Source organism: Aciduliprofundum sp. MAR08-339, from assembly GCF_000327505.1.
In the GTDB taxonomy this organism is placed as follows: domain Archaea; phylum Thermoplasmatota; class Thermoplasmata; order Thermoplasmatales; family Aciduliprofundaceae; genus Aciduliprofundum.
The window spans coordinates 726,300-744,905 of sequence record NC_019942.1 but is presented as its reverse complement, the minus strand read 5'-3'; the positions used below and the strand labels follow the sequence as shown (position 1 = coordinate 744,905).

Genomic DNA, 18,606 nt, shown 5'->3' with positions numbered 1-18,606 from the left:
GGGTATATAATGAATTTGCCCATTCGCAAACTATAAAAACAAGGTTGAATATGGTCCATGGATGCGTTTGAGTTTTGAAGCGAAACTGGGCATTCTGCTGATCATAAGTGCACTTGGATTCTACGTGCTAAACTATTTTCTTTTTAGGGATCTGAATTTCATAGAGAGGTACCTTCTGGCCCAACTAGGATTCCTGCCCATATCCGTTTTGCTGGTCACCCTGGTACTGAACAAATTGATGGTTCGTAGAGAGAGAACGGAGAGGATTGAAAAACTCAACATTGTGGTTGGAAGTTTCTTTGCGGAAATAGGAAAAGATCTGCTGAGATACCTCTCAAAGTACGATGAATGCATAGAGAGCATCGCCAGGGAGATGATGAACCTTGAAAATTTCGGAAACGAAGATTTTGATAGGATCAGACAAAAACTTGAAAATAAGAGATTTGAGATTGCACTGGAGAAAATAAACCTTTACGAACTAAGGAAATTTCTGCTGGAAAACAAGGATTTTGCCATAAACCTTCTGGATAATCCAGCAATAATTGAGCACGAGACCTTCACCGAACTTCTATGGAATCTTCTGCACGTAACAGAAGAACTTCGTAGAATTTCAAATTTTGAAAATCTATCCCGAGAGGATTACGAAGATATAAAAGGAGACATTGAAAAACTGTACCGCCTGCTCATTTACGAATGGGTGGCCTACGTGGAATACCTCAAGGGAAGGCACCCCCACATATTCATCTACGAGGCAAAAACCAATCCGCTCATTCCCCACTCCTACCATATGAAGAGAAGAAAAATTACCTGACCTCTATGCCAAGACCCGGTACCTCCCTAACCAGGTTGTACCCATCCTCATACTCCATGCCAATGTAGGGCTGCTTTGCAAGGTCCCAGTACCCATCGAGATCTGCGTAATCTGCCCCAATGCCAAGGGCAAAATGAGTGCCTGCGGATATGCCCACCTGGGTCTCTATCATGCATCCAACCATTATCTTCATCCCCGCCGCCCGGGCTATGGATGCCATCCTCAGTGCTTCAAGAATGCCTCCACTCTTCATCAACTTTATATTTATGCCATCAACCTTTCCGATAAGGCGAAGCACATCCCTGGACCTGTGAACACTCTCATCGGCAACTATAGGAATTTCAACGCTCTCCCTAAGAATTTTAAGATTCTCAACCTCGCTTGCGGGGATTGGCTGCTCCGCAAACTCGATCTCGTACCTTTCTATCTCCCTGAGCACCCTTATGGCTGTTTTCAGATCATAGCCCTGATTTCCATCAACACGAATCTTAACATCGGTCATCTTGCGTAAGGCACGAATGCGTTCAACATCCTCCCTCGGATTGAGCCCAATTTTTACCTTTAAAATTTTAGCTCCCTCATCAATGAGTTTTCTGGCATGTTCAAGTGTATACTCCAGATCCCCAATATCCACCGTCAAGGAAGTCTCAATCCTATCCCTTCTTCCTCCAAGAAGGTTCTTCAATGGCACACCTGCTTTCTGCGAAATAATGTCAAAAAGCGCAAAATCTATTGCTGCTTTGGCACTGGGTGAACCAAGAATTGATGAGTTTAGAGAATCCATTATTCTTCCAATGGCAGACGCATCCTCCCCGATCACAATGGGCTTGAACCTTTTCAGGGCAGAAACCACAGAATCAACGGTATCCCCCGTTATTCTGGGCGCAGGGACTGCCTCTCCATACCCACAAAATTCCTCGGTGCATAGTTTCACAACCACGCCCCTGTATGTGTCCATCGTTTCAAAGGCAATCTTAAAAGGTTTTTTCAGTGGAATTTCCAAAATTTTCCAATCCAAACTTATTATTTCCATAAATATGCATGGGCTTGCAAAAGATAAACTTTCCTATGGGAGGGTCATAATGGTGACCTTAACCTCATCACCATACTCAGGGGTGCGATACACATCCACAAATATGGGGTTATAATTTCTTGAGGCAACCTTTGCATCCTCAAGTTCTATATCCCCACTGAACAGCATTATTCTCCTTCCCCCATCGATCCAAGGAGAGTCAAGGGCATCCTCTATGGCAACCTCCATCCTGTTCTTTCCCGCTCCAAATCCTATTCCAATTCCCAGTTTTCCTTTAAGGGGAACGCTCATCATGTTCTTTATGAGCATATTTCTGAAATCGAGAACTATGTGCCTCATAACCTCCGTGGGTATGCTCATTGCCGCAGTAATTGGTATGTTGGAATAGTAATTCACAAGGCCATCATTGTCAAGCACGAAGTACATATCGTAATACATTTCAATATCCGCAAGAACACCTTGCGCGGTTTCTCTCCTGACCCTGTTCTCGGAGGAGAATGGCAAGGTGAATAACCCAATCAACTTTGATCTTCTTTTCGTTTTTCCAATAATTCTGACAAGATTTGTGCCCAGATTTCCTCCAAGCCCTGCAAGAACAAAAATATACGGGCTGTTAATCCTGGCAAGCCATGGAAAGGCCATACTTATCAGTTTTTTATCCACTGTGGCATAGGCTTCCACCTTTTTCTTGTCCACAACAATGTCTGCAGCATGCTCATTTATTGTTGTTGCCCTTACCCCAGTGTACCTGGCAACGTAGGAGGCAAACTTTGAACCTGCACCGCCGCATCCAATCAACGCAAGCATATCCACCAACCTTTATGGAATTTGAAGTATTAAACCTTTCACAGTTTTCGGGCAAATACCATAAATCCCGTATGAGCCACCTCCACGTTATCCGGCCTAGTTCCAAGTTCTCCCACAACGATGTTTCTCTTTATGATCTCACACGCCTCTAAATCCACAAAATTCAGTGAGAGCATCTCTCTATAAACCCTTTCAAGCTGGTTGTAGGTGGGTACATACGCTGTCACACATCCTGATGGCCGGAGACTCCTGTATGCCATGTCAATCGCGTTCCAAGGATCGGGTATGTCCAAAATGAACGCATCCAAATTCCGCTCTTTAACATCATACCTCACATCTCCAATCTTCAATTCCCAGTTCTCCTCCAGACCTACACGCTCCACATTTTTCCTTGCAATTTTTGCAAAATCCTCGCGGAGTTCGTAGGTGTACACCTTTCCATCTGGATGGACAAAGTAAAGGAGGGCAATGCTCATGGCCCCAGATCCCGCACCTGCTTCCACCACACGCATACCCGAGCGTATCCCACATCGGGCTATTATGTAGGATGAATCTTTGAGCGAGATTATCTGCGCCTTCCTGTTTATAGTTTCAACATAATCATAAAGATTACTTCTGAGCACATAGAACTTTCTAGTGCCTATCTTGATCTCCCCCTCATTCAAATCCTTCAGGACGGCAAAATCTCCCACGTGGTACATTCCATTCTTTTTTGCAATATACCTTCTCTTCCCGTCTAGGAGCGTGTACATGGGAAGGATATATGCACCGAGAATTAAATTTGTTTCTCCATAAATTTTTTAAGGAACCATTGCGCAAATGTGAGTGCAAAGTAATTTGGGAAATAACAAAGCACGAATCCTCCAGACGAAACTTATAAATAAGGGATTTCATTTTGAGGATTTGTAATGAAAAAGGTTATAACTGGACTTCCGGATGAGCTGTTTGCCTTGGAGGAAATTTCCAAGGAGCAGCAAGTGATAAAGATATACACGGACAAGCGCAGATACGGAAAAACGGTGACCATAATAGAGGGGTTTGATCCGAGGGATGTGGACCTGAAGGAGATGGCAAGGACTTTGAGGAAGAAGACCGCATCTGGTGGTACTGTGAAGGACGGACGCATTGAGTTGCAGGGAGACCAGCGAGAGAGGGCAAGGAAATTTTTAGAATCCCAGGGATACGTTGTTGAGATCATAGAATGAATCCCGCAAACACGGAGGAGATCGTAAATCTGGCCCTATCCCTTTTGGACGAGGCAAGAAAATGCAATCAGAGAAGGCTTCTTGTGCTGGCCGATGACAGGGAGGGGGGCATTGAAATTTTGAGAAAAATCCTGGAAAATATTTCTGTGGACACAAAGATAGTTTTCACAAAGAACATCGATTTTCATGTGCCTGCAGAGGTTGAAGAACTGAAAAATTCAGACAGGTACATGGGCACCAATTACGATTTCCTGGCACTTGATCTCCACCACTCCTTCATACCCAACGATCTTGGAAAACTGGTAGGAATCGTGAACGGAGGTGGACTTATTGTGCTTCTCACCCCGCCCTTTGAACTCTGGCCCAGAACACAGAATTTCTTCCACGAGGTCATACTTACTCCCCCATACACAATGGATGATGTGAAGGGCAACTTCGTCAGATGGGTCATCAGAAAATTGAGAGAGCACGAAGGCATAGCCATAGTGGAGAATGGAAGGATAAGGAAATATGGGCATTTGAAGTGCGAGAAAGGGAAGAGCGAGGTTAAAATCCCAAAGAACGCAAGATTGCCAATAGAGGCATACGAGATGTGCATGACACAGGATCAGATAAGGGTGCTGCAGGGAGCAGAGAGACTTGGAAAGCACGGAGTTATGGTTATAACGGCAGATAGGGGCAGGGGAAAGAGCAGTGTTCTTGGCATAACCGCAGGATTCCTCGCGGGAAAATTCAAAAAAATAGGTGTGACTGCACCGGACCTATCAAACGTGGGAGAAATCTTCAGATTCTTTGAAATGGCCACCCGGGTTAGAAATTTGAAGATCAGGAAGAGGAGAAAGAGCATTGTTGGTAGAGACTTCAAAATTGAGTACGTGGAACCCGCAAACGTGGAGCCCAAGAATTACGATTTGCTTATTGTGGATGAAGCTGCGGGCATTCCAGTGCCCCTCCTTTTAAGATACCTCAAAGCAAAGAGGATCATATATTCCACAACAATACACGGGTACGAGGGCACGGGGCGTTCTTTCTCCATTAGGTTCATGAATGCGGTGAAAAAAAGAGTTAGAAACCTTATGCTCATTGAGATGCAAGAACCTATAAGGTACGCAGAGGGCGATCCAATTGAGAGATGGCTCTTTGATACTTTGCTTCTGGATTCTGAGCCCCCAGACCTTGAAAAAGTGGAACTGGATAAATTGGAGTACAGAAAATACACCATTGAAGACCTAATGAAGGATGAGAGAAAACTCAGGGAGTACTACGGGATATTCGTGCTTGCCCATTACAGAAATAACCCCAATGATTTCGGCATACTTTGTGATGCCCCCAACCACGAAATAAGAACTCTTGAATACAAGGACCATGTTATATGCTCTGTTCAACTCGCCAGAGAGGGGAATATTGAGAACTTTGCTGATGAGATGTACTTCGGAGTGACACCCCCCGGCAATATAGTTCCGGACGTGATGATAAAGCACCACAGAATGAAGGATTTTGGCAAGTACTTTGGCTACAGGATTGTGAGAATTGCCACGCATCCACGGTTTATGAACATGGGCATAGGAAGTGCAATGCTCAGGCACATCAAGGAAGAGCAGGCCGACTGGATTGGCTCATCATTCGGAGCCACCGAAAAACTTCTGAATTTCTGGATAAAGAACGAATTTTATCCGGTTCACATATCCCCCAAGATAAACGAGAGCACGGGAGAGTACTCCATAGTGATAATACATCCAAAAAATGAGGTGCTGGAAGAATCTGTGCTGAGGGCAAGGGAGAAGTTCGGAGAGAAGTTCATAGCCAGTCTCAGCGAGATACACAGGAATATGGAACCGAGCATAGCAAGAATGGTTCTAACCTCTCTCCCAAGAACAAGGGACCTTGAACTTGATGATGTGGATTGGCGCAGGTTGATCGTCTATTCTTGGGGCCCGGGAAACTATGAGGTCACCATTGACGTTATTTACAAAATTGCAGCCACATATTTCTTCCTGAGAGAGAGACCAAAATTGAACGAGGAGCAGGAGATCATCCTCACAGGTAAGGTTCTGCAACACAGGCCTTGGGAAGAAATCGGGCATCTTATTGGAAAGGGGGGCACGTACGTGGTTATTGAGTTGAGGGAGATAATGCGCAAATTCATTGGAGGGAGGTACAGAGATGAGGTACTTGAATTTCAGCGAAGATTTCACGGAGAAAATTAGAAAAGGGGAGAAAAGGGCAACATTGAGATTGGGCATTAAGGATTACAGGCCAGGAGAGAAGGTGATCATTCGCTGCGGTGATAGGGAGATTGGAGTGGCCACCATAATGGATGTGAACTTCAAAAGGTTCAGGGAGATAAGCGAGGAGGATACGGAAATTGATGGGTTCAAAAGCAGGGATGAATTGAGGATGGCCCTTGAAAAATTCTACGGAAAATTTGAAGATGAGCAGATATTCACCCAGATCATCTTTGAGTTAAGTGAAGTAAAGTAGGGTCTTCTCCTCTTCCCGCTCACCCATCACGTGGTTTTTCAGATTCTTAAGAGATGCGTTGAATTCCTTGAATACTCTCCTTCCCTTAGCAATCTCCAGTTCCATCTTCTTCAAGGTTTTTTCAGCTGAACTCAATCTACGAAGATTCATGCTGTGATTGAAAGAATTCACCAGAGAGAAAAAATTTCCAAGCCATATCTGAACCTTCGTGTAATTGAGAATCACACTCTCAATCAGTTTGTATTCCCCACTGGATGGTGGTGTGGCCGAGTACATCTCCCTTATCCATTGCATTGCGCGGGTATCCATATCGTATCCCTTCAAGTAAGAGGTTATTCCCTCAACACTCTTGCTCACTGAGGCGAACCTTTTGAGCATAGCCATAACTCTCAAATTCACCTTCTTCCTTGCGATTTCCATCTCAAATATGGCCTTCTGCTCATCGGTAAGGTAGGCAAAATCCATCGCTGTGAGGCCGTATTTTATCAGGATCTTCTCATCAACTTTCCCGTCCATAGGATAAGGTGCACCTTATGAAATATAAATTTTCCTGCTCAAAACTCGGTGATGGAATTTTGCTCAAAAATTATTTAAACCACAAAGTCCTATATTTTCATGGCGAGGGCTATGAAGAGCATAACAGTTGAAGAGGTAATGTCCAAAAATCCAAAAATCGTATCTGGAGAGTTGAGCGTTGAAGAGGGGGCAAGGATACTACGTGAACTCTCCATAAGCACCCTGTTAATCGAGGAGAATAAAAGAATTGTGGGAATAGTAACGGATAGAGATTTTGTTACCAAGGTTGTGGCCGAAGGACTGCCACTAGACACAGAACTCAGGGAGATAATGAGCAGCCCCGTCATAATGATACCACATAACGAGCGTCTTGAGGATGCTGCGAAGATTATGACGAAGAGAAAGATAAGAAAATTGCCGGTCATAAAGGGGGAGAAAATAGTGGGCATACTATCAGAAAATGATATAACGCGCATATCCCCAGATCTCATAGCCCTCGCCCAAGAATACGCAAAGATACACTCCGAAAATTCCGATGAGGAAAGGACACAGGAGTATCTCGCAGGAAAATGCGAGGTGTGCGGACAGTACTCCCTGAGGCTAACCATGTACAACGGTATGCTGGTGTGTCCTGAGTGCCTTGATTCCATGAAATGATTGGGGGATACATATGAAGAATGTGATTGTCACCGGTGCTTCAAGGGGCATAGGTCGCTCCATAGCGCTTGAACTTGGAAAAAGAGGATATAGGGTGCTGGTAAATTACAACAATTCCGAGAGAGATGCTCTTCAGGTGGTTGAGCAAATAAACTCCACCGGTAGGGGTGAGGCAATCGCCTACCAGGCCAATGTTGCCTCCTTTGAAGAGACCAGAAATATGATTGAGGATTTCACATCAAGTTTTGGTCCCATCTACGGACTGGTTGCCAACGCCGGCATATACATTAGAAGAAAGATTTACGATATGGGCATTGAGGACTGGCAGAAAACAATGGACATAAATCTGAACGGTGCATTCTACCTCGTCAAGGCGGCACTTCCACACATGTCCTCTGGCTCCATTGTTTTTGTCTCATCTCAACTGGCGTTCAAGGGCTCAAGCAGCAGCGTTGCCTACAGTGCCAGCAAGGCGGGAATTCTTGGGCTCATGCACTCCCTTGCACTACAACTTGCCCCCGGGATAAGGGTGAACGCCGTGGCACCCGGCACCATAGAAACGGATATGATTTCAAATTACACCCCTGAACAGTTGAATGAAAGGGCACATGAAATTCCACTGGGACGCATTGGCAGGCCTGAGGAGGTCGCCGAGGTCGTTGCATTCCTGATCAGCGAGAATTCATCCTACATAACAGGGGCCACTATTGATGTTAATGGCGGGCTTTACATGAGATGAAAGAGTTTAATTACTAAATCCACATAAGCCAGCGATGCTCGTGATATTTGATCTTGACGGCACCCTCATAGACACCAAGGACGAGATATTTTCCGTTTTCTCAAAGGCATTTGAAAACCTAGGATTAAAACTGGATAGGGAGCGCATGGAGAGGTACATAGGACTTCCCCTTCGCGAACTACTTGAAAAATTGCTTGGTGAGTACGATGAGCGTGTTGAAAGGGAAATTGCCAAAGTTTACTATTCCGATAGGGAGAGGAAGATAAGGCTGTTTCCAGGAATGGAAGGCATCCTGAATGGAAATTTCAGAAGGGCAATACTCACCTCAAAGAAAAGAAAAACCGCAATTTACGACCTATCTTATTTAGGATTGCTTGAGCATTTTCCAATAATCGTGGGTGCAGATGACATTGAGAAAAAGAAACCCTGCGCCGAGGGGATATTCAAAATCATTCATATGGCTGACTGCAAACGCAGGGACAGGGTGTTCATGGTGGGTGATACTGAAATGGACATTATGGCCGCAAAAAATGCGAAAATTAATAGCGTGGCGGTCACATGGGGATTCAGAAGCGAGGAATTTCTTGAAAGATATGAGCCAGATTACATAGTTCATAACCCAGATGAACTTAAAAGAATTTTGGAAGGAAATTAAGCCCACCTGTGCCCGTACCTTCCCACCAGGGGCACAAAGGCCACATCACCCCAAACCCTTTTTCTCCATCCATGCCTCTCCTTTCTAAGCACGTAGAGCTCCTGAAAGAATGTGCCACCCACGGGTATAACCATGATGCCTCCGCATTTTAACTGCTCCTTTAGTGGTTCCGGAATGTCAGGAGCACCACAGGTAACTATTATCCTGTCATAGGGTGCCTCCTCTTCGTAACCCACAGAGCCATCTCCCAACAGAAGATGCACATTATCCTTGCAGGGGCAATTTTCCATATTTTTCTTTGCCAGCTTCCTTAACTCGGGTATTCTCTCAATGCTGTAAACCTCCGCACCTATGCATCCCATAAGACAGGCATTATACCCTGAACCTGTACCAACTTCAAGAACCTTTGCCCCTTCAAACACATCAAGAAGTTCAAGCATAACAGCCACCATACTGGGAGCACTTATGGTTTGAGCGTGCCCTATGGGAATGGGATCGTCAAAATACGCGTGGCTCCTGTGCTCCTCAGGCACAAAATTCGCTCTATCAACTTTCAAAAATGCATCTTTCACTCTCCTGCTCTTTATGTATCCGTGCATTTCCAGTGTATGAACCATTGCCTCGTTGTTCACAGGAATAAATGGGAAAAAACCTAAAAAACTTATCGTCGCAAAATGTATTATATTTGGAGCCAATTAGGCAGTATGAGCCTTGAGACCTTTGATGGAAAACTGGTTTTTTTCAAAACGAGGGACGATATGAAAACTGCTGGATTCCTGATGGAATATGGAAAAGACGATATCGTGCTCTTCATTCACGGAATGGGCGGGAATTTCTACAAGATGGGTTTCCTCAAAGGTGCTAGAGAACTCTCCAAAATGGGTATATCATTTTTCTCCTTCAATATCCGTGGGGCGGATATCGTTAAGGATTTCAGAGATATGCGGGGGGAACATCACACCATGGGCACGGCATTTGAAAGATTTGAAGATTTGGAGAAGGATATCGGGGCAGCCATTGACTTTCTGAGTTCCCTCGGTTTCAAACGCTTCCACCTCATAGGCCACAGTACGGGCTGCCAGAAGATACTTTACTACGCATGGAAAAGCGGGGATTCAAGGGTCAAAAGCCTAATCCACGTATCCCCAGCCGAAGATTATGAAATTTGGAAAAACTCCCTTGGAGAGGATTTTGAAAAATTTGTTGAAATGGCATGGGAGATGCAATCCAAAGGTGATGGAGATAAACTGCTCATCCCCCTCTATGAGAAGACAGGAGAGATCTGGAGTGCCTCTCGCTTTCTTAGCTTTGCATCCCGTGAAAATTATGAGGCAAGGATGTTCAACTACGAGGGTCTCGAAATATTCTCGCAGGTCAAATTGCCCATGCAGATATTTCTTGGCACTGAGGATCCATATTTTCCCAGAGGTGTGGAATGGTACGCCTCAAAATTGAGGAATGCCTACAAAGGCAGGAATCTGAGAATCGAGATTATGCCCGGAGATCATAGTTTTCACGGATACGAAGAAACCCTCTTTCAAAAAATTGAGGGCTTCGTGAGAGCCCTTTAGAGTTTTCCCTTTTCAATGTGGAAATCTATGAAATCGCAGTGATGTATTATCACAGCTTCTGGAATTCTTGTTACGAACTCTCCCTCCTTTGAGTGGGCCGCGATTATATGTGCAATCTCATATGGCAAATCAAATTTCTCCGCAAGCATTGCTCCTCCCACAGGATGCCTTATCCTCTTCCCATACTCACTCTTCACGACTTTCCCATCTCGGTGCTCAAATTCAAGAAGTTTAGCCACATCGTGCAGGAGCCCACCAGCAATTATGTAATCCATTCGCACATCTCCACGCTCTCTGGCAACGGCCATGGCCATCCTTGTCACCATGCGTGTATGCTCCACCAGGTTTCTCTCTGTTTCTATTAGAAGTGTAAATGGAATATTCTCCAATGGAAAGTCCTTCCATCCTCCACGCTCAATTGCGTACTCCCACACCTTTATGACCTTCTCCCTGAGCTCCGCATCCTTTATCTCGTTCACTTCTGGAAAAATCTCTTCAATTTTCATAGTGGTAAATAAAAAAGAGGGATAAAAGGATTTACTTTTTGAACTCCTCAATGGCCTTCATCAGCGGTATGAGATGCATCAACGCAGGTCCACCGGCCATGAGAACAGCCACATATCCTGCTTCTATGAGCTCTTCAGGCTTTGCTCCTGCCTCAAGAGCATTCTTTGTATGGAGCACTATACACCACTCGCATCCAGCCGCTATGCCTAAGGCAAGGGCTATGAGTTCCTTGGTCTTTGAATCCAGGGCCTTTTCCTGAATTGTGCGACGCAAAAAGGACATGAATGCACCAGTTTCCTGAGGATAATTCTTGGCCAACTTCTCAAGATACGCGTTTATTTCCTCCAGAGTTTTTTCCGGTTCCATACCATCACCATTTAACGATATGCAAAAACAATATTTATGTTTTTCGTAAAAATTTGAAAGATTGCAACTAAAAAATTTTGTTATTCGATACAAACTTGGAGGGAATGAAAAATCGAAGGGGCTCACCAAGATCAGCCCTCACACCGATTCTGTGTGAGGATTTGATATCAAATCCCCGCCAGGGTGATTCAACAACCACAATTTCCCCGCCCAGGGGTTTTTCATTCATTTTTCTAACTATCCCAAACGCTTGGGTCCATTTTCCTGGACCGTTGCACAGTTCCTTAAGTTTTCTTCCACGCCTTTTGTACATGTAATCAAGCCCCATCAGAGGCTCAACGGCCCTTATGAGCACAGCCTGCGCCTCCCCCTTATCCGTGGTTATGTTGAACATCCAGTTTGCATGCACCATATAAACAAAGATATGCCCACCTGGAAGCCACATTCCTCTGTTGTAATTCTTCATACCCCTGTAAGCCCGGGAGGCTGGATCCTCAGGTCCATAATACGCCTCCGTCTCCAAAATTTTTCCCATAAGAAGCCTGCCATCTACACGGCGAAGAATGATCTTTCCGAGAAGATCAATGGCAACATCCCTCGCATCTCTTTGAAAGAAAACCTCGGGAAGAGGCAAAAATCTGTAGGATGGATGAAGGTGCTCATCCTCCCCAAGGTAAATGATGGGGTAGTTTATGTCAAGCAGCGCATTTATCAATTTATCTAAAGGACGAAATACACCAATGCGAGACTCCATATCCATACGCAATAATTTCTCAAAATCCAGAGTTCCACTGGAAAAGTCAACAACGGTATCTATTCCGTAGGGTTTCTCCCACCTATCCAGAGAATTCAGAATGTATATCATGCTGGCCAGTACACCTTGGCAAGTTCAACAATCAGGGCAAAAATTATGGCCATATAAACCACAAGTTTGGGATCTATCTTGGGACCCTTGGTCTTTTCCTCTTCAAAATAACGAATCAAACCTGCTGCAGATTGAAACCCTGAGCCCTTATTCTTCTTCGCCATGCTTTGCGTATTTCTGGCATAAACTTAAAGTTTTCGGTGTGGAAAATAATAAATCCAGCGGTGATTATAGCACCATGTGTTCGGAGATCTGTGCGTTAGATGCAAGGGGCGTCTTTGGTGCGGGTTGCCGAAATGCCCGATACTCGAGAGTGCAAAGAGCATAATGCCGAGACTGAAAATCAGTTCAGACTCAATTTTTGGACCCTCTCCACCCAGCGTATTTGTGGGCAGGTTTGGGTATCCAAACGTATATGCGGGGCCCCTTGTGTCCGAGAACGGCAAGGTATTCTCCTCCACTCGTGAACTCTACGGTAGGAGCCTTGATGAGATAATATCTCAAACATCCACCCTTTTGAGAACATCAAGAAGGGTCCACGTGAGAAGGGTGGATAAGATTGTGGAAACTTCACAGGAGATAGCCATGTCCCAGAAGCCCGTGGATACAGAAATCTGGATTGAAAAATTCTACGGTGGTGCCAATCTTGACGATTTTTTCCACCCCACAGGACCGAGAGTTGAGCCCAGGAGAATTGACATAGTTGATAACCCATCTATACCTAAAAGGGTGGACATGGTTGTGGAAGAGCGTCTAAAAGCAGAACTGGCAATCAAAGAACTCTACACACATGGATACGAGGTTGATTATCTGCAAAGGCTTCTGGCATCGGGTATATTGGGGAGGGATAGAAAGCTTGTACCCACCAGATGGAGCATAACTGCGGTGGACGACATATCCTCCAAAATCCTCATGGAGAGCATAAAAACGTACAGCCCATTGAGTGACGTTGAATACTACACCGAGAGCTTTATGGGCAACGATTTCCATGTATTTCTCATTCCAGGCATATGGGAATTTGAGATGCTTGAGACCTGGCTTAAGGGGGCAATTTACGCATACAGCAACGTTGTTGAGGAGGATTACGAGCCCTACGAGGGTAGAAGGAGCTATGCCTCAAACATAACCGGAGCGTATTATGCGGCAAGACTTGCAGTTGCCGAGCATCTTCAATCCAGAAGGAGACAGGCAAAGGTGCTGGTTTACAGGGAGATAACCCCGGATTACAGGCTTCCTCTTGGGGTATGGGTAATAAGGGAGGGGGTGAGACATGCATTGTACAAAAAACCGATGAGATTTGAAACTCTTGAATATGCCTTAAACTACGCGGAGAGAAGAACGCATATGAATGGATGGCCTGCAAAGAGCAGAATAGCCTACAACTTGAAGCATCAGAGAAGAATAGACGATTTCCTTTAAATGCACAAATTTGAAATAATTTGAGCTTATGCGTGGCCTATGGATTTGATACTGACCTCGCAGGACGATGCTGCATCACTTAACATTCGAGAGAAACTTCTTGCCATGGATGGCTGGAAAAAAATAGGAATGTTCCAGAATTTCCCGGTTTACAGAAACGAAAAATATTACCTTGTACACCTAAAAATTCAGAAGATCTACGCAGAGAACATAGATGAGCACATACGAGAGAGATTGGGGATAGAGTTCAACAATATAATCGTTGCATCAAAGCATAGAAGTGCCGCTGAGATCAAGAGCCTCACCGTGCATCCAATAGGGAACTGGGGACCTGCGAGGTTTGGAGGGAGGGAGCATACCGTGGTGCATACGAATCCACATCTCATGACCCAGGCTCTGAGAATTCTGAAGAAAAATAACACTTTAAGTGAATTCTCCGTATCCTTTGAGGCGACACATCATGGGCCCTATCTTGAAACGCCCACGTTCTTTATAGAGATAGGAAGCAACGAGGAAGAGTGGTGCAACGACAAGGCTGGAGAGATCCTCGCAAAGACCATACTGGAACTTGAAGAGAGAAAATACATGCCGGCACTTGGGATAGGAGGGGGGCACTACGTTCCGCGTATCACAGATGTTGCCCTAGAATACAGAATATCATTCGGGCATATGATTCCCTCCTACGCCGTTGAATACATAGATGAGAGTGTGGTAAAAATGGCCTGTGAGAAAAGTGATAATTGCAGGCATGCGTACATACACAGAAAAGGGCTGAAAAGTGAGCAGAAGAAAAAAGTAATCGGCATTCTGGAAAAGCTTGGAATAGAGGTAATAAACTCAAAAAATTTGGAAAAATTATGATATCAATTTTTTGAACCAATCCTCTCCAGCGTACTTTTGCAGCAGCTTGTCGTTCTTTATCATTTCCTTCATGGATGGATCAAATTTAACGCTCATGGTTAAGAAATTTCTGGCACCCATATCATTGCCCTTTGCAGCCATGAGCTTTCCCTTGTAGAAGAGCGCTTTTGCATTTTTGAAATTTCTTTTCAGAATTTCATTTAACATTTTCTCCGCGTATTCAAACTTCTCCTGAGCTATCATGGACTCCAGTGCCATGTTCCCCCTATCGAGACTCACATTCTCCAGTATGAAATTCGCCAGATCAAAATTCACTTCCTTGGCCATCAGTTCCATAAACTCCTCATCGGTTAACTGCCCGAGTAACTCCCTTGCCCTATTCCTGTCCTCCTCAAAGTACTTCAAAAATTCATCCACACGGTTAATCTCGGGCCTTTCCTCCTCCTTTTCTTCCACAACCTGCTCTCCGGGTGACTCGGTTTCCACATTCGCAATTTCCTCAACTTCAGATATCTCAGACAGGGTTTCATCGATCCCAAGGTCACCAAACAGTTCATCCACAGCAATTGGCTTGTACTCCTCCTTCTCCACGCCCCTCAATTCCTCGTACAGCATCTCCACCGTAGGATCATTGGGATAATCTCTTCTCAACTGTTCCACAATTCTATTTGCCTCAACAAGATCGTTATCCTCCATCAAGAAACGCACCCTGGTTATAAGCAAATCCCGGTTACCGGGATCTATGTCGAGACCAGCTTCCAGGTACTTCTCATCCCTAGTCAGGGAGTAGAGCTTGTTGTAAACCTTCAAAAGTTCCTCCTCATCCCCTTTATCCTTCAAAATATCAGCATAACTCTTGAGAACCTCAACATCGTCAGGCTGTATTTTAAGAAGTTTGGAAATAACCACTTCATTTTTTGGATCTAGCTCCAGAGCCCTTCTGTACGTCTCTATGGCATCCTTTATCTGTCCCTGAATCCTGAACGCATCTCCTAGGAGAATGTGTGCTTCGACATCATTTGGATCTATCTTGACTGCCTCTTTCAAACAAGCCACCGCGTATGGAATCTGCACATTTCTCTCCAGAAGGTTCCTGCCTATATCCACCCAGGCCCGGACATTCTTATCATCAAGAATCTTTGCCTTTTCAAGAGTCTTTATGGCATAATCATGATCCTTCACGAGTAGCATGTTTTCTCCAGCCTCTGTAAGAATCCTAGATATTTTCCGCCTCTCTTCTCCACTCATCTTCTCAATTCTGTCAAAGTCCTCGGTCACCCACCTGTTTATGCGCCGGAGAAGAACCTCAGCCCTTGCATCATCTCCCCTATTCATAGCATCCTTCGCTTCCTGTAAGGTTCTCTCGTAATCGCGAATTACATTCGATTCCTTTTTTTTCTTACCACCAAATAAAGGCAAATTCATCACCCACGGAGATTCTAATATGGATAGAATATACATTAATCTTATAAAACCTTCGCTTCGTCCACCCACAAATTCAGGAAAAAATAAATAAGGCGGATCGCATTCCACCTAAGAGCGGGGGTTGCCGAGCTAGGTCAAAGGCGCCAGATTCAGGGTCTGGTCCCGTAGGGGTTCGCCGGTTCAAATCCGGCCCTCCGCATTCAAATAAATTGTCTCGAATAATTTATCTTGCTTCATATCTATCTACTTTAAGGAGATAATTTAATTACTCTCAATTAATTACCTTTAATAATGAGAATACTAATGCTTCTCTCAAATCCACTAAATCCAGATCCAAGAGTAGAGAAAGAGGCTACTACACTGGTAAAGGCTGGTCACAATGTTACAGTAATAGCTTGGAATAGGGAAAAATATGAAAAATATGAAGATAGAGATTTCAAAATTGTGAGAATAGGGCCTGGTGCGAGATATGGAACAATGGATGTAGTTTTGAAGTTGCCCTTGTTTTACCTTCATGCCTTATTTCAAGCCTTTCGTATGGATTTTGATGTAGTACACGCCCACGACTTGGATACCGCTCCCCTGGGGTTTATAATATCCTTAATAAAAAATGTTCCTCTAATATATGATTCTCATGAAAGCTATCCAGATATGATCGCCAGAGAAGTACCACCGATAATTAAAAAAATTATTGAAAAATTAGATATTTTTATATCAAAGCATTCCACCGCAGTAATCACCGTGGGTAACAGACTTGCGTCAAGATTTAAAAAATTTGGAGCTAGAAAAGTTATAATTATAGGTAACTGGAAAGAGCGTGTTGCAACCCAATCCAATAACCATGGTAAATTTGTAATATCATATGTAGGGGTTCTCACTTGGGACAGACACGTGGAAGACATGATAAAAGCATTTTGTAATGATGAAAGATTTGAAATACTCGTTGGAGGATATAAAGGAAGAGAAATAGAAGTAAAAACTCTATGTAATAAATGTAGTAACTGCAAATTTTTAGGTAAGGTGGATCCCAAAAAAATACCAGAAATTTATAAAAATTCAGATGCAATATATTACTCACTAGACCCATCAATACCAAACAACTATTATAGTGTTCCAAATTCCCTCTTTATGGCGCTTGCTACTGGAACACCTATGATAACCTTAGACTATGGAGAAATTGGAGAGATTGTGAGGAAGTATAAATGTGGAGTAGTTTTTAACTCACAAACACCGGAAGAAATAAAAAAAGCAGCCTTAAATCTTATGAAAATGGACCTCAAAGAGAACATAGAAAGAGCATATTCAGATTTCAACTGGAATATCGCAAAAAATAGACTCATAAATTTATATAAAGATATTGAAAAGAGCAGTAACCAGGAGGGAAAAATATGAAGATTGCCACGGTGGTGGGTGCAAGGCCGCAGTTCATAAAAATGGCGCCAGTATCCGAGGAGATAAGAAAGCATTTTGATGAAATAGTAATTCATACTGGACAGCATTACGATTACGAGATGAATGAGATATTTTTCAAAGAACTTAATATTCCCCAGCCAGATTACAATCTTGGTGTTGGCTCTGGAACCCATGGGTATCAGACTGGAGAGATGTTGAAAAAGATTGAAAAAGTTTTGATTGACGAGAAGCCAGACATGGTGCTTGTTTACGGTGATACAAACTCAACTCTTGCAGGTGCGCTTGCAGCTGTGAAATTGCATATTCCCGTGGCACATGTGGAGGCGGGGTTGAGAAGCTTTGATAGGAGAATGCCTGAGGAGATAAATAGAGTGCTAACGGATCACATAAGCAAAATCTTATTTGCACCAACGGAAACTGCGGTAAGGAATCTGGAGAAAGAGGGCATAAAAGAGGGGGTGTATCTTGTTGGAGATGTGATGGTTGATGCTCTTTACCGTAATCTGCCAATTGCAGAAAAGAAATCAAGTATTATGGAAAAGCTAAATCTTCAGCCTAAGGAATATATACTTATGACACTTCACAGGCCTGAAAATACAGATTCTAAGGAAAAACTCAGAAGCATTATTTCAGCAATCATGGAATATGAGGGAAGAATTGTTTTCCCTGCTCATTTGAGAACCATTAAAGCGCTGAAAAAATACGGTCTCATCGAGATTGTAGAAAAAAGTGAAAATGTGAAACTGATAGAGCCTGTAGGATATCTTGATATGCTTGTACTGGAAAAAAATGCAAATAAGATTCTTACAGACTCGGGGGGTGTTCAAAAAGAGGCATATATGTTGAAAATTCCATGTATAACCATGAGAGAGAGCACAGAATGGGTTGAAACTCTTGAAGACGGCTGGAACGTGCTCGTTGGAAGCGATAAGGCGAAAATATTGAGTATGCTTAGAGAATTTGAACCCAAGGGAGAGAATCATCAGAATAGATTTGGTGACGGAAAGGCTGCAGTGAGGATTGTGAGAGAATTAACATAATTTTCGTTTTTTGTCGAAAGAAATATTTATATATTGCCGAATACATGAAGAAGTATGGATAAGAATAAAAAGAGTATTGAGGAAATATACACAGAGCACGGGAACGGAGATTAAAAGGGTTTTACCATTTAATTTATTTTAACTATTTTTATGAAGACCTCTTACATCTTATTTGTGAATTTTTCAAACAAGAGCGTGAATAACGCCGTAAATAATCCTCAGAGTTATAGCCTTT

At 43.6% G+C, this 18,606-nt stretch carries 22 protein-coding genes and 1 tRNA gene; 13 read left to right on the top strand and 10 right to left on the bottom strand.

Translation table 11 applies throughout. From position 1 onward, the window contains the following. Positions 1-61 precede the first annotated feature (61 nt). Positions 62-811 carry a hypothetical protein gene (locus ACIM339_RS04075; RefSeq protein WP_015283343.1) on the top strand — a complete coding sequence of 250 codons (750 nt, stop codon included), beginning with the start codon at positions 62-64 and terminating at the stop codon, positions 809-811. On the opposite strand, the gene ACIM339_RS04070 is transcribed toward ACIM339_RS04075, so the two are convergent. The 3 genes from ACIM339_RS04070 to ACIM339_RS04060 are packed head-to-tail and all read right to left on the bottom strand — an operon-like array spanning position 804 to position 3,403. After that, complete coding sequence (locus ACIM339_RS04070) at positions 804-1,844, bottom strand: dipeptide epimerase (RefSeq protein WP_015283342.1); 1,041 nt, start codon at positions 1,842-1,844, stop codon at positions 804-806. The genes ACIM339_RS04075 and ACIM339_RS04070 overlap by 8 nt on opposite strands. A 33-nt stretch (positions 1,845-1,877) precedes the next feature. Next, positions 1,878-2,651 carry a cell division GTPase gene (locus ACIM339_RS04065; RefSeq protein ID WP_015283341.1) on the bottom strand — a complete coding sequence of 258 codons (774 nt, stop codon included), beginning with the start codon at positions 2,649-2,651 and terminating at the stop codon, positions 1,878-1,880. A 38-nt stretch (positions 2,652-2,689) separates the two neighbouring features. Beyond that, on the bottom strand, positions 2,690-3,403 hold the full coding sequence (locus tag ACIM339_RS04060) for a tRNA (adenine-N1)-methyltransferase (protein ID WP_015283340.1): 714 nt from the start codon (positions 3,401-3,403) through the stop codon (positions 2,690-2,692). Between the two features lie 156 nt (positions 3,404-3,559). Here ACIM339_RS04060 and ACIM339_RS04055 point away from each other — a divergent pair, with 156 nt between their 5' ends. Genes ACIM339_RS04055 through ACIM339_RS04045 form a run of 3 tightly spaced genes read left to right on the top strand, consistent with a single transcriptional unit; the run spans position 3,560 to position 6,337 of the window. Further along, positions 3,560-3,856 carry a translation initiation factor gene (locus tag ACIM339_RS04055; RefSeq protein WP_015283339.1) on the top strand — a complete coding sequence of 99 codons (297 nt, stop codon included), beginning with the start codon at positions 3,560-3,562 and terminating at the stop codon, positions 3,854-3,856. Then, positions 3,853-6,063, top strand: coding sequence for a tRNA(Met) cytidine acetyltransferase TmcA (locus tag ACIM339_RS04050; protein WP_015283338.1), 2,211 nt, complete (start codon positions 3,853-3,855; stop codon positions 6,061-6,063). Before ACIM339_RS04055 ends, ACIM339_RS04050 begins: the two co-directional genes overlap by 4 nt. Continuing rightward, entirely contained in the window at positions 6,020-6,337 is a 318-nt protein-coding gene (locus tag ACIM339_RS04045) for an ASCH domain-containing protein (protein ID WP_015283337.1), read from the top strand. The genes ACIM339_RS04050 and ACIM339_RS04045 overlap by 44 nt, the downstream gene beginning before the upstream one ends. On the opposite strand, the gene ACIM339_RS04040 is transcribed toward ACIM339_RS04045, so the two are convergent. Continuing rightward, a complete protein-coding gene (locus ACIM339_RS04040; RefSeq protein WP_015283336.1) occupies positions 6,320-6,853 on the bottom strand; it encodes a hypothetical protein in 534 nt (177 codons plus the stop codon). The genes ACIM339_RS04045 and ACIM339_RS04040 overlap by 18 nt on opposite strands. A 99-nt stretch (positions 6,854-6,952) precedes the next feature. On the opposite strand from ACIM339_RS04040, the gene ACIM339_RS04035 reads away from it, so the two are divergent. Genes ACIM339_RS04035 through ACIM339_RS04025 form a run of 3 tightly spaced genes read left to right on the top strand, consistent with a single transcriptional unit; the run spans position 6,953 to position 8,904 of the window. After that, on the top strand, positions 6,953-7,510 hold the full coding sequence (locus ACIM339_RS04035) for a CBS domain-containing protein (protein WP_015283335.1): 558 nt from the start codon (positions 6,953-6,955) through the stop codon (positions 7,508-7,510). Between the two features lie 13 nt (positions 7,511-7,523). Further along, positions 7,524-8,249: an SDR family NAD(P)-dependent oxidoreductase gene (locus ACIM339_RS04030; protein ID WP_015283334.1), complete on the top strand. Its 726-nt coding sequence runs from the start codon at positions 7,524-7,526 to the stop codon at positions 8,247-8,249. Positions 8,250-8,283: 34 nt separating this feature from the next. After that, a complete protein-coding gene (locus ACIM339_RS04025; RefSeq protein ID WP_015283333.1) occupies positions 8,284-8,904 on the top strand; it encodes an HAD family hydrolase in 621 nt (206 codons plus the stop codon). Here the strand turns inward: ACIM339_RS04025 and ACIM339_RS04020 are convergent. After that, entirely contained in the window at positions 8,901-9,536 is a 636-nt protein-coding gene (locus tag ACIM339_RS04020; RefSeq protein WP_015283332.1) for a protein-L-isoaspartate(D-aspartate) O-methyltransferase, read from the bottom strand. The two genes, ACIM339_RS04025 and ACIM339_RS04020, sit on opposite strands and share 4 nt — an antisense overlap. A 72-nt stretch (positions 9,537-9,608) precedes the next feature. On the opposite strand from ACIM339_RS04020, the gene ACIM339_RS04015 reads away from it, so the two are divergent. Next, on the top strand, positions 9,609-10,475 hold the full coding sequence (locus ACIM339_RS04015) for an alpha/beta hydrolase (protein WP_015283331.1): 867 nt from the start codon (positions 9,609-9,611) through the stop codon (positions 10,473-10,475). Here ACIM339_RS04015 and ACIM339_RS04010 read toward each other — a convergent pair. The 4 genes from ACIM339_RS04010 to ACIM339_RS03995 all read right to left on the bottom strand — a co-directional run bounded on the left by ACIM339_RS04010 (position 10,472) and on the right by ACIM339_RS03995 (position 12,377). Next, positions 10,472-10,981, bottom strand: a complete 510-nt coding sequence (locus ACIM339_RS04010; protein WP_015283330.1) for an HDIG domain-containing metalloprotein — start codon at positions 10,979-10,981, stop codon at positions 10,472-10,474. The genes ACIM339_RS04015 and ACIM339_RS04010 overlap by 4 nt on opposite strands. Before the next feature lie 31 nt (positions 10,982-11,012). Further along, positions 11,013-11,348: a carboxymuconolactone decarboxylase family protein gene (locus ACIM339_RS04005; RefSeq protein ID WP_015283329.1), complete on the bottom strand. Its 336-nt coding sequence runs from the start codon at positions 11,346-11,348 to the stop codon at positions 11,013-11,015. A 67-nt stretch (positions 11,349-11,415) separates the two neighbouring features. Next, entirely contained in the window at positions 11,416-12,213 is a 798-nt protein-coding gene (locus tag ACIM339_RS04000; protein WP_015283328.1) for a DNA-3-methyladenine glycosylase, read from the bottom strand. After that, a complete protein-coding gene (locus tag ACIM339_RS03995) occupies positions 12,210-12,377 on the bottom strand; it encodes a preprotein translocase subunit Sec61beta (RefSeq protein WP_015283327.1) in 168 nt (55 codons plus the stop codon). The genes ACIM339_RS04000 and ACIM339_RS03995 overlap by 4 nt, the downstream gene beginning before the upstream one ends. A 76-nt stretch (positions 12,378-12,453) precedes the next feature. On the opposite strand from ACIM339_RS03995, the gene ACIM339_RS03990 reads away from it, so the two are divergent. Next, on the top strand, positions 12,454-13,632 hold the full coding sequence (locus tag ACIM339_RS03990) for an Nre family DNA repair protein (RefSeq protein WP_015283326.1): 1,179 nt from the start codon (positions 12,454-12,456) through the stop codon (positions 13,630-13,632). A 39-nt stretch (positions 13,633-13,671) separates the two neighbouring features. Next, positions 13,672-14,493, top strand: a complete 822-nt coding sequence (locus ACIM339_RS03985) for a D-aminoacyl-tRNA deacylase (RefSeq protein ID WP_015283325.1) — start codon at positions 13,672-13,674, stop codon at positions 14,491-14,493. On the opposite strand, the gene ACIM339_RS03980 is transcribed toward ACIM339_RS03985, so the two are convergent. Then, positions 14,488-15,918 (bottom strand): tetratricopeptide repeat protein, encoded by a 1,431-nt coding sequence (locus tag ACIM339_RS03980; protein WP_015283324.1) that lies wholly within the window; start codon positions 15,916-15,918, stop codon positions 14,488-14,490. The two genes, ACIM339_RS03985 and ACIM339_RS03980, sit on opposite strands and share 6 nt — an antisense overlap. Before the next feature lie 114 nt (positions 15,919-16,032). Here ACIM339_RS03980 and ACIM339_RS03975 point away from each other — a divergent pair. The 3 genes from ACIM339_RS03975 (at position 16,033) to wecB (ending at position 18,371) form a co-directional block, all read left to right on the top strand. Further along, a tRNA-Leu gene (locus tag ACIM339_RS03975) sits at positions 16,033-16,117 on the top strand. A 92-nt stretch (positions 16,118-16,209) separates the two neighbouring features. Beyond that, positions 16,210-17,310, top strand: coding sequence for a glycosyltransferase (locus ACIM339_RS07750; RefSeq protein ID WP_052309857.1), 1,101 nt, complete (start codon positions 16,210-16,212; stop codon positions 17,308-17,310). Further along, the gene (gene wecB, locus ACIM339_RS03965; protein ID WP_015283322.1) at positions 17,307-18,371 is read left to right on the top strand and encodes a non-hydrolyzing UDP-N-acetylglucosamine 2-epimerase; all 1,065 of its coding nucleotides are present in this window, start codon (positions 17,307-17,309) and stop codon (positions 18,369-18,371) included. The genes ACIM339_RS07750 and wecB overlap by 4 nt, the downstream gene beginning before the upstream one ends. Positions 18,372-18,606: the final 235 nt, after the last annotated feature.

Bases quoted from the DNA above. Each gene is read 5' to 3' on its own strand.
- ACIM339_RS04075 (WP_015283343.1), top strand. From the start codon at position 62: ATGCGTTTGAGTTTTGAAGCGAAACTGGGCATTCTGCTGATCATAAGT.
- ACIM339_RS04070 (WP_015283342.1), bottom strand. From the start codon at position 1,844: ATGGAAATAATAAGTTTGGATTGGAAAATTTTGGAAATTCCACTGAAA.
- ACIM339_RS04065 (WP_015283341.1), bottom strand. From the start codon at position 2,651: ATGCTTGCGTTGATTGGATGCGGCGGTGCAGGTTCAAAGTTTGCCTCC.
- ACIM339_RS04060 (WP_015283340.1), bottom strand. From the start codon at position 3,403: ATGTACACGCTCCTAGACGGGAAGAGAAGGTATATTGCAAAAAAGAAT.
- ACIM339_RS04055 (WP_015283339.1), top strand. From the start codon at position 3,560: ATGAAAAAGGTTATAACTGGACTTCCGGATGAGCTGTTTGCCTTGGAG.
- ACIM339_RS04050 (WP_015283338.1), top strand. From the start codon at position 3,853: ATGAATCCCGCAAACACGGAGGAGATCGTAAATCTGGCCCTATCCCTT.
- ACIM339_RS04045 (WP_015283337.1), top strand. From the start codon at position 6,020: ATGAGGTACTTGAATTTCAGCGAAGATTTCACGGAGAAAATTAGAAAA.
- ACIM339_RS04040 (WP_015283336.1), bottom strand. From the start codon at position 6,853: ATGGACGGGAAAGTTGATGAGAAGATCCTGATAAAATACGGCCTCACA.
- ACIM339_RS04035 (WP_015283335.1), top strand. From the start codon at position 6,953: ATGGCGAGGGCTATGAAGAGCATAACAGTTGAAGAGGTAATGTCCAAA.
- ACIM339_RS04030 (WP_015283334.1), top strand. From the start codon at position 7,524: ATGAAGAATGTGATTGTCACCGGTGCTTCAAGGGGCATAGGTCGCTCC.
- ACIM339_RS04025 (WP_015283333.1), top strand. From the start codon at position 8,284: ATGCTCGTGATATTTGATCTTGACGGCACCCTCATAGACACCAAGGAC.
- ACIM339_RS04015 (WP_015283331.1), top strand. From the start codon at position 9,609: ATGAGCCTTGAGACCTTTGATGGAAAACTGGTTTTTTTCAAAACGAGG.
- ACIM339_RS04010 (WP_015283330.1), bottom strand. From the start codon at position 10,981: ATGAAAATTGAAGAGATTTTTCCAGAAGTGAACGAGATAAAGGATGCG.
- ACIM339_RS04005 (WP_015283329.1), bottom strand. From the start codon at position 11,348: ATGGAACCGGAAAAAACTCTGGAGGAAATAAACGCGTATCTTGAGAAG.
- ACIM339_RS04000 (WP_015283328.1), bottom strand. From the start codon at position 12,213: ATGATATACATTCTGAATTCTCTGGATAGGTGGGAGAAACCCTACGGA.
- ACIM339_RS03995 (WP_015283327.1), bottom strand. From the start codon at position 12,377: ATGGCGAAGAAGAATAAGGGCTCAGGGTTTCAATCTGCAGCAGGTTTG.
- ACIM339_RS03985 (WP_015283325.1), top strand. From the start codon at position 13,672: ATGGATTTGATACTGACCTCGCAGGACGATGCTGCATCACTTAACATT.
- ACIM339_RS03980 (WP_015283324.1), bottom strand. From the start codon at position 15,918: ATGAATTTGCCTTTATTTGGTGGTAAGAAAAAAAAGGAATCGAATGTA.
- ACIM339_RS07750 (WP_052309857.1), top strand. From the start codon at position 16,210: ATGAGAATACTAATGCTTCTCTCAAATCCACTAAATCCAGATCCAAGA.
- wecB (WP_015283322.1), top strand. From the start codon at position 17,307: ATGAAGATTGCCACGGTGGTGGGTGCAAGGCCGCAGTTCATAAAAATG.